Below are 12,483 nucleotides of genomic sequence, written 5' to 3'. Positions count from 1 at the left end.
GATCCCCGGAATGTCTGCTGATGGCGTATCATTGCCTGCCGGGAGGCTAACGCTATTCCTTGTTTCCAAAGTCCATGCAGTTTCGATTTCTATCCGGCCGTCTAAGACGACCTCCTCGCTCTGGTAATTGGTTATAGTTATTGGGCGCGCTGCGGTGCCAGCGATGCCGGATAAATCTACGGCTTCGTGATAACTACCACCACGAATAATAACCGAGTCACCAGGAACAGACTGGTTAACTGCGTGCTGGATGGTGGCAAACGGAGCTGCGAGAGTCCCGGGGTTCGAGTCGGATCCACTGGTGGACACATAAGTATTCGCCTGAGCGGATACTCCGATAAGTAGTGAGGAACATAGAATACACGTCCTCAAATAGTTCAAGTTATAGGGTATTTTGGGGTTGGGGAAGCTATGGTTCTTTTTGATGGCTAGGGACATATAATGAATAATATTCATAAATTTGATGTATTGGATATGACGCGTTTACGTCATGGCCCCTCTATGCAGGCACGCATCATACGAACGACAGCAACTCTAGGATAATGCATTAAAACCAGCGGCGTTCTTGGCTGGTGATACCCAGCTTGCTTCTTTTACTCTCTATATCGGAACCGCTGCCCGTCAGATGGAATCGACCAGATGCGGTGTGTATGCGGTGTTAAGGATTCGCCGTTACCAGCAGTCGCCCGAAGAGTTTTCCATCCACCGCTACACTCTTGTTGATGGTTACGGTGACAGACTGTAGGCCGTCGATGGTCGCGCCGAAAGCCACACCAGTTCCAGTTGGTGCAGTGATATTTATATCCGTCCAGCCATTGAGATCAGACCCGTATTGAAACACTTGCTCGGTGTCGGAAGTAGAGGCGACCAAGCGGGTGAAGGAGAATACAAAGTTTTCACCAGAGGCGTCTAGCTGGGGTAGGATTTCCATGTCGGCTACCATCGGATCTCCGTTGAGCGTGTATTCTAAGACGGTCTCGACGCCGTCGGCCTCCGGGTCACTTGTGTAAGCGGTATCACTAAGCGAGGGGTAGAATGTTAGCCATGAAGCATAGTCCTTCACCACCGACGAGTAGTAGATACCCGCGACCTCCGCATCTGTGAGCGCGACGTTGTAAAGCCGCACGTCGTCGAGCAAACCATCGTAGGAAAGCGAGGAAATCTGACCTCCAAAGGTGCCCGCCGTGATACCGTTCATGGTTTTAACCATGCCTGTCTCGCTATGCCAGAGGGCTCCATTCAAATAGATCTCCATAATGCCATGAGAGGCATCTTTGGTGAAAACCCAATGGTTCCACTGTCCTTTGAAATCAGCACTGGAAGCGGTCTTATTGATGCGGTCAAACGTCGATCCGCCACTATTGCCAGCATCCCAATAAACAACCGAACCAGTCCATGGGAGATGGATATTGAGCACGCGATTCCCCGAGCTATCCACAGCGAAGAAGACCGAGTCATTGCGCGCTTGAGTCGTATCACCATAGACCCACATCGCGATCGTGATTTCTGAACTTAGGTAGCCGAGTGCTTCAGCCGGGATTGTGACTCGCGAACTGCCTGCGTTAAAATCCAAAGCGGTTCCCGTCTGACCAGACGCCCAGGTGGCATCGGTAATCGTCCCAGGGAAGCGCCCGGTCTCATCGGCAGCGACTGACCCGCTGCCATCATCAAGCTTCCATTGAGCGATCAGCCCCTCCGAGATCACTGGGACACCCAAAATGTCAATCTCGCGCGCCACGACTGCTCCGCCAGCATTTGCATCTTGCGTCATTACGAAGGTGACGGCCTTGACTCCAGATGCGATGACGCCAGTGCCTCCCGTTGTCTCCGAGTTCACAGTCACTGTGTCGCTATTGAGCACCCCTTGGTCCGCATTTCGGAAGGAAACCTGCGTCCAGTATTCTGCAGTCGGCGCATTGGGTTCCCAATGAGTGCCTTCAACTAGGTTCGCAGTGGAACCATCTACAAAGGTCAGCACGATGGAATACCCCTGGTTGGAGCGCCCGCTCGCCGCGGTATCCCAGCCGAAAACAGAATCGATTCCGGTGATTGCATAGCCGTTGGTATTGACTGATGTATCGAGCGTCACTGTGAAAGTATTGCTACTGTCCATCGTCACATTCGCGGTATTATCGGTCGTGCCGTTAAACAATTGCGCGTGCTGCGTTCCGACACCATTGCCACCCGTAGCCGAGCTACTTAAGTAGTACGTCTGAGCAAGATCGTTAGTGCTCACCGTCGGCGCTGTGCTGGATGTCGCAGTCGTCACCACTAGGTTAGACAAATTCGCCAAGCGCACTGCCTCTAAGACATCTAATGAATCCTGTGAGACAGTACCGTCCTCCCACATCATCATGCAAAAACTAATCGGCACATTGAGTGCCTTGGCATTCTCCGCATAGGACAGCGCATTGGCAGCCGTGATCGATGTATTGATTGCTTGGTCCTCGACGTGGACGCCCCAGTCGTTTTCCATTTTGAACATCCCGTGTTGCAGCAGTCCCGCACTGGGACCATCGGTCAAGATGCCGTCACCACCTGCGTCCGCGCTCCCAGTAATCGTGGTTCCCTTATGGTTTTCACCAAACATCACGTCTTGGAAGTCCGTCATACGAACGGCCACCCATGGGTTATAGGAAACCAGGCGGTTCGGATTTCCCGCTCGCGCCGCAGCACCCATACGCTCGAAAGGCGCAGGGTAGTAGACCATTCCACTATCAAAAAACCACCCGTCTAGTTTTTCCCCATAACGGTTTCCAAACTCAGCGATGATCGTCACCCAACTATCAAAAAAGGCGCTACGATCCCCAGTGCCCCGCTGGGTAAACTCTGTGCTTGGAAAACTTTCATCAAGAAACCATGGAGACTCTGATACTTGCCCACGATGATAGTAGAGCATGAAATCGATCCCTTCCGCATCCAATGCGTCCATCACCTCACCGATCAGGTCGCGGCTCGAAGTGTGGGAGCTGTCACCATAATAGCTATCCACCGAAGCAATCGGTGCGTTGATTTTATATTCCCACCAACTAACCGACCAGATAATGTAGGAAGCTCCAGTCCCCTTGACCATCTCGACAAAGGCCGACACGTCAAAATCGTTGGCCTGGTCTTCAAGGCTCTTTCTGTCTCCACTTTCTGGATAGCCCCAGGCCCCATATTGAAACATTAGGCCGTAGCCCGCTTGGCTGAACCAAGTGGTATCCGCCTTGAAATCGGCGATGCGCTGTTCATACGCCGCCCGATCACTCTCGCGGATCAACTCGAGTGCTTTCATCAGAACATTTCCAGACGCTGATGTGCGAACCAGTCTCAAGGTGCTTGTCCCCGCCGGCAGCGAAAGTATTCCAGCATCCTGCTTCGTCCATCCACTGGTACCCTTCGAGAAGTCGAGTGATTCACCTGTTTCAACGACACTCACGTTAAACGTCTCTCCAGCATTCGCAGAAAGTAAGGCATCGACATGGTAGTCCGCAGCGGTTTGCAGAGAGATCGTCCACTGCATGTAGTCCGAAGTATCATCGAAGTCTTGGATCCATAAATGCTTGAGAGTCCCAGCGGTGCGGACCGTCAGCTCGTCATTGTGCTCGGAACCTCCCGCCATCAAGACGACAACATTATCTGTTGTCGCTGTCTGATCGAAAATGATTGGATTGTCGCCGGACTGAGCGACCTGAGCAGTTGCATTGGAAACGGCGAAGCCGAGGGAAAAAAGGATCCCCGCTAAGCCAGCGCTGAATCTTAAATTTTTAATGTGGAACATCTGTGTGCTAGATAAATTGATCGGTGCTCGATTGAGCTGTTAAATTTGGTTTTGAGGAAAGATTCTCTCTAAGAAAAAAACCTGCACCCGACAGGGTGCAGGTTTAGCTTATCATTTAGTCGTTTAGCCCAGAGAAATCGATTCCCTGAACCCAGGCTGGGAAATTCTGGCCAGAACAGCCGCGGCTGAGCGTGATTTCACCATCGGCCGTATATCGACTCCATAACTTCGGCCGCGGGAAGTAGTTCCCATTGCCATTACAGCCGTTGTAGACCCAACCGAAGCGTGCGCCTGCGCTTGCTGTATCGACCGCCACTGCTAGGTCGGTGCTGCCGGAATCACCGTCTGCCTTGAAGCGATAATCCACATTCAGGTCAGGGTGAGTCATGGTATAGACGTCGAACCAGTAGGCATCGGTGTATTCCGAACCGACTGCGACAGAGCTCTCTGTTGCGTTCTGATTGACGCCGTCACCCAAGGTAACCAAGCAGGCTTCTGCACCGTCACCGATACCGGCATCCGCACGTGTGCCCGTTGACCAAATCCACGTATTGTCGCGAGCAACTGGGTCGATTGCCACGGTAGTGTATTCGCCTGTAGCATCGGCTCCGTTGCCGCCGTTTGAACCGGACACGGTGACATGTTGCACGTTCCATTCCGATCCCCACTCCACCACGAAGGTGGTCGCGATCACATCAATGGATGTTTCGCCCGCAGCATCGCGGTTCCACTCGATGGTGTTACTGCCACTTGGATACAAGCGCATATGCGCGCTCGCATTATCGTAAGTGCTGCTAGGCGTGCCGACATAGTTGACACCACCACCACGATAGCCACCGAAGAGAGTGACTTGGTTGATATCGCTCCAAGCGACACAAGTATCCGTTCCAATGTCATCGACCATTTCTGTCGAAACAATGTCGACTAGATCGAACCCCGCGGAGCTAGTTGGATTCGTGCATTCCACAACAGTGACCACACCTTCCCAATCGAAGTTGGAAACGGAACGTTCTAATTTAATTAGGTTGTTATTACCACTGCCAACCATGCTTCCCGTATAGCGACTGCTGCCATAAGGGACACCGGTGACGCGCACATAATCATTATCGGGCATAGACTCTCCATTGCCGTCGCGTGAGCCACGAACGAGGATGAAGTAATCATTAGCTAAGTTCTGATCGAGTGTCAGTGTCATGCTCGTGCCGGTGAAATCGCCTGAAGTTAGGTAATACTCCGTCACACGGATATCCGCAGGATTGTCAGCCAGCAGGGGATCATTACCATTTTGGTATTCCTCCCAGTTCGCTAATCCATCACCGTCGGCATCGGTCAGTGAACCCGCATCGGAAGGTTCAATCCCGTTGCTCACGAGCCAGATTTTCGGAGTGCCATTACTTGTGGTGTAGCTGTAAGCCAGATCGTTCACTTCGCTGGCACTCAGCTCGATATCGTAGAGCTGGACTTCGTCAAGTATGCCATCATAGGAATTCCCCGCTTCATTGTTCCCCAGTATTGCTGTCGCGATGCTGGTCATGTCGTTGTCCATCCCGGTTCCACTATGCCAGAGCGAACCATTCAAATAGATGTGCATCTCACCGCTGATGGCATTTTTAGTAAACACCCAGTGATTCCACTGCCCCTTATACTCAGAGGCAGAAGCAGCTTTACTGATACGATCATAACTAGAACCGTCGTTTCCGGCGTCCCAGTAAACAGTTTCATTTGTCCACGGAAGATGGATATTAAGCACCCGCTCACCTGCAGAAGTAGTTGCACTCAAGAGAGTGTCCGCATTGGGCTGTGAATTGTCTCCATATTGCCAGAAGGCGAAAGAGACTTCATCGTTCACGTAAGCAAAGGCCTCTTTCGGCAGCGTTACACTGGAATTGCTACCATTGAAGTCCAACGCACCACCTTCTAGGCCAGTGACCCATGTGCCATTGGTCGCAGTCGCATCGAAGGATTGACCAGAAGAGTCAGCTACATCCGCTCCACTTCCATCATCCATCGACCACTCAGCAACAAGTCCAAGCTCTGGAACCTCATTCAAGTCCAAAGCCATCGACTGAACTGATTTCCCATTGCCGTTGTCATCTTGCCCATAGAAGGCGACATAGTAGCTCTTGGTCAGGTCAAAGCCTTCGGCAATCACACCGGATGCTTCTTCGATCCCATTGATCGAATAACTCCAGGCACCATTCAGACCAACTTCCAGAGTTACCTCCGTTGAAGCGCCTGCAACAAATTCCACATTCGTTCCCGATTGATCAAGGGTTGTGACCGTTGAGCCATTCGTGAAATTCAACCCTCTGGAGCTCTCTCCTGCAACTGCGGTCAAGTTGACTCCAAGGCTGTAAACACCGGTGTCGACGAGAAAAGGATTATAGCCATCGTAGGTCGAAAGGTCACTATCAGTGCTGATCAGCCCGAAGCTGAAATTATGAGCTAGGCTCACACCAGTAGTACCTGTCGTGTAGTTCACCGTCAGAGTAAACCCGCCATCTGACTGGAAAGCCTGAGCCGAATACGTCAACGCGCGGTAGCTATAATTGGTTCCTGAATTGCTGTAGGTGAGGTCATCCTCTTCAGTCTCAGAGGTCACGGCAGTCCAGTTTGCTCCGCCACTGATTGAATTTCTTTCCATCGTCATGAAGCGGGTATCAGCGACTGTGATCTCCAAGTCTGTGTAAACAGTTTGAGTTCCGTCGCTCAGAGCCAATTGAATCGTATCAATCCCGAGGTCAGAGCTCCCAGGCGTTCCGCTTAAGGTCCAGATATCCGGAGCCACTTCCTTCAAGCTTAGCCATGGCAATTCGCTTTCGAGCGTAATGACAAGCGAGTCCTCATCAAAATCCCCGAAGTCGACGCCTCGAACCAAAGTTTGGCTAAATTCATTGTAGCGGTAAGCCTCAACCGCAGGTAGAGGATCTGAGACCCAGACAGGTATTCCATTTCCAAGATCGACGAGAGTCGAAGAACTCTCATTGACCTGGAGCTCAACTGTCCGAGAGCCGCTGAAACCATTCGCCTCAGTCGCTTCCAGTGCAAACTCGAACGTGGTTGCCGAACCTTCGGTAGGCATACCGCTCAAGATCCATCGACCAGGCTCATCGGCATCTTCGCTGATAGTGAGCCACGATGGCACTTCGGAAAAGTAACCACTGGATATTGCAGATATACTCGAGATCTTATCATTTTCGGGATCCCAGAAGTCTTCTCCTTCCACGAGCACGTGGTAGTAAGCCTGACCGAAGATCGCATCTGGCAAGACGGTATAGGCTCTTGCCCAGTTTGGGGTATCCGGCGATTCGAATTCGGCCAAATAGTCATCGAGGTTCTTGAGTAGCGTGTAGGCCCAGCCTAGAAGCGGAGGGCCAGTCCTCGCGGTCGAACCATCCCAGATGATACGGCCGCCAGCTTGCATCGCCTCAAGATTCCACTGATTGAAGTCATCCTGCTCCCAAGCTTGGACAGTGCCATATCTCCACGAGGATGTGGAAAGCTTGGAGTAAAAATTTCCGACGATCTGATCGTCCCAGTCCCAATTGCCACCTTCGTGAATGTAGCCGTCGGTGTCGGCCATCCGAGTGATATGTTTGTAATTACTACCGAATTGGGTGCCTGTTTTGCTGGCATGGTTGTTATTCCCGCCGAAAGCATGTCCGAACGAAAAGTCGTCAAAGCGTGTGGCGTGCGCAAAGGGGTAGGAATTGTAGTTGATGGTGCTACGTCCATTGTTGTAAGCAACCGGAATGTCAGGATTTCCTGCGCGCACAGCGTTGGCGTATGCTTGATAAATCCGTTGTTCTTCGGCAAGCCCACTGGTAGCGTTGTCGCCGTTTTGATTCATCGTGGCACCGTCATCAAACACCCAAGAATCAATATATTTGCCGTAGCGTAAGGAATAATCCTTAAGCACATACTCGGCATAACAAAACATGTATTTCCGGTATGGATACGTCTCGGTGACACCGTCGCTTTCATAGGCGATTTCGTATTCGCCGGTGGTCGAATTCCATACACCGGTGTGGTAAGGCTGGCTTGCAATGAAGTCCTGAACTTCCGGATTCGTGTCACAATAATCGATCCAGCGATCCACGAAGTCTTGGAGATAGTCAGAATTACTTCCGACGAAGTTCTCGCAATTTGTATAAGCTCCCACCTGGAAACCCAAAGCCCGAACCTCTAGGACTTCTTCCAAGAATGCATCCTCCTCGGGCTCATCAAGACTCAGATCTCCCCAAGTTGGAACAGGTGCATCGATGGGGTCTCCTCCTACACTTGTTAAACCTAAGGCGACACTTTCCAGAAGTTTTTGTGGGGCGTAATGCTGGGCAGACAAAACAGCGCCATCCGTGAAAGCAATACCCGATGAGTCGAGCGTTTTGAAGTCCGCGATTTCATCGAGAGAGCCTTCTCCTGCTTGCCAGCTGCTTCGAATGCTCGCTGCACGTTCGCCGGGAGCATACCCGTTTTCTAGTAAAATGGACTGGATGGACTTTTCACCGCCATTGTCGTCCTGACCATAGACTACGATGCGATATTCCTTGGTAAAATCAAAGCCATCCAGAAACACTCCAGAGGCCTCATATTCACCATCAATTCGATAGCACCAATAGCCATCTAACCCAACCTCGATGGTGACTTCTGAGCTTTGACCGGCCTTGAATTGAGCTCTTGTTCCAGACTGATCTAAGGTGGTTACAGCCGATCCGTTGGTGAAGTTCAGTCCGCGCTTGGCCTCCCCGGCATCCGCAGTCAGGTTGGCTCCAAAACTATAGACGCTAGTGTCTACGCTGAATGGGTTATAGCCAGAGTAGCTCGAGATGTCTGTGTCTGTGCTAACAAGACCAAAGGAAAAATTATTCGCGGCATGGTTACCAATCGCGCCAGTCGTGTATTTCACCGTCAGCGTGAAACCTGAGTCAGACTGAAACGTGTTTACCGAATACATGAGCGCTCGCCTTGTGTAAGTCGTGCCTGCGGTGGCGAACGTGGCATTTCCGTCATCTGTCCAAGAGTGACCTTGTATCGTTCTGTTGGCCGCACCACCTCCAATTCCGGCATTGGTGGTAAGACCATCATTATCAAAGTCGTCCCAATAAAGGACATCCGCTTGAGAGCTCGCTCCAATGAGAAGAAATGCCGATATTATCGATAATCGATTATAATTCATTGTTTAGGTTTTGTTTTGGTTTTTTTGGGGTTGTTGTTCTAGTCGACAAGTGCCCCAGCAGGCACGATGGCTGCTGGGTTCAGCATAGAAATTAGTCGTTGAGGCCAGAGAAATTGATTCCCTGAACCCAGGCTGGGAAATTCTGGCCGGAGCAGCCGCGGCTAAGCGTGATTTCACCATCGGCCGTATAACGACTCCACAGCTTCGGCCGCGGGAAGTAGTTCCCATTGCCATTACAGCCGTTGTAGACCCAGCCGAAGCGGGCACCTGCGCTTGCTGTATCGACTGTCACTGCTAGGTCGGTGCTACCGAAGTCACCGTCTGCCTTGAAGCGGTAATCCACATTCAGGTCAGGGTGAGTCATGGTGTAGACGTCAAACCAGTAGGCATCGGTGTATTCGGAACCGACTGCGACAGTGCTCTCTGTGGCGTTCTGGTTGACGCCGTCACCCAAGGTGACAAGACAGGCTTCTGCACCGTCACCGATACCGGCATCCGCACGTGTGCCTGTTGACCAGACCCACGTGTTATCGCGAGCAACTGGGTCGATTGCCACGGTAGTGTATTCGCCTGTAGTATTGGCTCCGTTGCCGCCGTTGGAACCGGACACGGTGGCATGTTGCACGTTCCATTCCGATCCCCACTCCACCACGAAGGTGGTCGCAATCACATCAATGGATGTTTCGCCTGCGGCATTGCGGCTCCACTCGATGGTGTTGCTACCACTTGGATACAAGCGCATGTGCGCGCTCGCATTATCGTAAGTGCTGGTAGGTGTGCCGACATAGTTGACACCACCGCCACGATAGCCACCGAAGAGAGCAACTTGATTGATATCGCTCCAGGCTGCACAAGTATCCGATCCAATGGAACCGACCATTTCTGTCGAAACGATGTCGATTAGGTCGAACCCATTTGAGCTAGTTGGATTGGTGCATTCCACAACTGTGACCACTCCTTCCCAATCGAAGTTGGATGCCGAACGTTCTAATTTAATTAGGTTGTTATTACCACTGCCAACCATGCTTCCCGCATAGCGATTACTCCCATAAGGGACACCGGTGACGCACACATAATCATTATCAGGCATAGACTGCCCATTGCCGTCACGTGAGCCACGAACGAGGATGAAGTAATCATTAGTTAAGTTCTGATCGAGTGTCAGTGTCATGCTCGTGCCGCTGAAGTCACCTGAAGTTAGGTAATATTCCGTCACACGGATGCCTGCAGGATTGTCAGCCACTAGGGGATCATTGCCATTTTGGTATTCCTCCCAGTTCGCTAATCCATCGCCATCGGCATCGGCTAGTGAACCCGCATCCGTAGGTGCAATCCCGTTGCTCACGAGCCAAACTTTCGGGGTGCCATTGCTGGTAGTGTAGCTGTAAGTTAAGTTGGAGACCTCGGTGGCACTCAGCTCTCTATCGTAGAGCTGCACCTCGTCGATGATGCCATCGTAAGAACTATTATTCAAGGCGCTGCCAAGTTTGACTGCAGCGATGTTTGCCATGCTGCTGCTTTTACCTGTCCCACTATGCCAAAGAGAACCATTCAGGTAGATTGCCATCGCGCCAGTATTGGCATTTTTAGTGAACACCCAGTGATTCCACTGGCCCTTGTATGCTGAAGCTGAGGCTCCCTTATTGATACGGTCAAAGCTCGAGCCCGTATTCCCGGCATCCCAGTAAACGTTACCATTTCTCCAAGGAAGGTGGATGTTAATGACTCGGTTTCCTGAGCTATCGGCGGCATACAAGAGAGTATCGTTTCTTGCCTGTGTCGTGTCCCCATACACCCACATCGCTACAGTGATTTGATCGTCAATCGTGGCGAAGGCTGCCGCCGGAAGCGTTACGCTGGAGCTGCTGCCATTGAAATCAATTGCACTGCCATCCAGACCAGTGACCCATGTTCCGTTGGCCACCGTGCCATCATATGCGTTTTCAGACGAATCGACAGCAACCGTTCCAGAACTCGAGTCCAAGGCCCAAGAGGCCACAGGGTCTCGATACGTCTCGGCTATCCCAGCAAGAATGTCCAATGAATCCTGTGAGACAGTCCCATCCTCCCACATCATCATATTGAAACTCAATGGAACGTTGAGTGCCTTGGCATTCTCCACATAGGACAGCGCATTTGCAGCCGTGATCGATGTATTAATTGCTTGATCCTCAAGGTAAACGCCCCAGGTGTTCTCCATTGTAAACATCCCGTGTTGTAGAAGGCCCTCACTGGGACCATCGGTCAAAATCCCGTCACCACCTGCGTCCGCACTCCCAGTAATCGTGGTTCCCTTATGATCTTCACCAAACATCACGTCTTGGAAGTCCGTCATACGAACGGCCACCCATGGGTTGTAGGAAACGAGACGGTTCGGATTCCCCGCTCGCGCCGCAGCACCAAAACGCTCGAAAGGCGCAGGGTAGTAAACCATTCCACCATCAATAAACCAGCCGTCGAGCTTGTCCCCATAACGGTTTCCAATCTCAGCGATGATCGTCGTCCAACTATCAAAAAAGATGCTACGGTCACCAGTGCCTCGCTGCGTAAACTCTGTGCGCGGAAAACTTTCATCGAGAAACCATGGAGCCTCATTTGCTTCCCCACGATGATAGTAGAGCATGAAATCGATCCCTTCCGCATCCAGTGCGTCCATCACCTCACCGATCAGGTCGCGGCTTGAAGTGTGGGAACTATCACCGAAATAGCTGTCCACCGAGGCAATCGGTGCATTAATTTTATACTCCCTCCAAGTCGACGACCAGATGACATAGGACGCTCCGGTTCCCTTGACCATCTCGACAAAGGCCGGCACGTCAAAATCGTTGGCCTGGTCTTCGATGCTCTTTTTGTCTCCGCTTTCTGGATACCCCCAAGCTCCATACTGAAACATCAGGCCATAGCCCGCCTGGCTGAACCAAGTGCTATCCACCTTGAAGTCGGCGATGCGTTGTTCATACGCAGCCCGATCACTCTCGCGGATCAGTTCTAGTGCTTTCATGAGAACATTTCCAGATGCCGAGGTGCGAACCAAGCGCAGGGTGCTAGTTCCCGCTGGTAGCGAAATGATTCCAGCATCCTGCTTCGTCCATCCACCGGTATCCTTAGAGAAGTCGAGTGATTCGCCCGTTTCGACGACACTCACCTTAAACGTCTCTCCAGCATTAGCTGAAAGCAAGGCATCGACATGGTAGTCCGCAGCGGTATCAAGAGAGATCGTCCACTGCATGTAGTCCGAAGTATCATCAAAGTCTTGGATCCATAAATGCTTGAGAGTCCCAGCGGTGCGGACCGTCAACTCGTCATTATGTGCGGAGCCTCCCGCCATCAAGACAACCAGGTTATCCGTTGTCGCCGTCTGATCAAAAACAATCGGATTGTCTCCGGACTGAGCAACCTCAGCAGTTGCAGAGCCCGCCGAGCAAACGAGTGAACTTACGGTAATGAAGAGAACCTTTACGGCATCGACCAACGGATTAAATAAGCAGGTTTTTTTCACTTTTTTTAAGGGTAATTTAATAGTCATGACGAGAGGTAACGCACT

Annotated in this window: 4 protein-coding genes; all 4 read right to left on the bottom strand. The window is 51.5% G+C overall.

The window, feature by feature from the left end; translation table 11 throughout:
* Positions 1 to 456 (bottom strand): right-handed parallel beta-helix repeat-containing protein (locus ACSHX2_RS11415; protein WP_435693080.1); only part of this gene is annotated, 456 nt, incomplete at its 3' end.
* Positions 457 to 658: 202 nt separating this feature from the next.
* The gene (locus ACSHX2_RS11410) at positions 659 to 3,763 is read right to left on the bottom strand and encodes a LamG-like jellyroll fold domain-containing protein (protein WP_435693079.1); all 3,105 of its coding nucleotides are present in this window, start codon (positions 3,761 to 3,763) and stop codon (positions 659 to 661) included.
* Positions 3,764 to 3,878: 115 nt separating this feature from the next.
* Complete coding sequence (locus ACSHX2_RS11405; RefSeq protein WP_435693078.1) at positions 3,879 to 8,939, bottom strand: LamG domain-containing protein; 5,061 nt, start codon at positions 8,937 to 8,939, stop codon at positions 3,879 to 3,881.
* Positions 8,940 to 9,030: 91 nt separating this feature from the next.
* Positions 9,031 to 12,438 carry a LamG-like jellyroll fold domain-containing protein gene (locus ACSHX2_RS11400; RefSeq protein WP_435693077.1) on the bottom strand — a complete coding sequence of 1,136 codons (3,408 nt, stop codon included), beginning with the start codon at positions 12,436 to 12,438 and terminating at the stop codon, positions 9,031 to 9,033.
* Positions 12,439 to 12,483 lie beyond the last annotated feature (45 nt).

This window comes from Rubritalea sp. (assembly GCF_051252225.1).
Lineage (GTDB): Bacteria > Verrucomicrobiota > Verrucomicrobiia > Verrucomicrobiales > Akkermansiaceae > Rubritalea.
The sequence above is the reverse complement of the archived record's forward strand: the minus strand, read 5'-3'. Positions and strand labels throughout refer to the sequence as shown.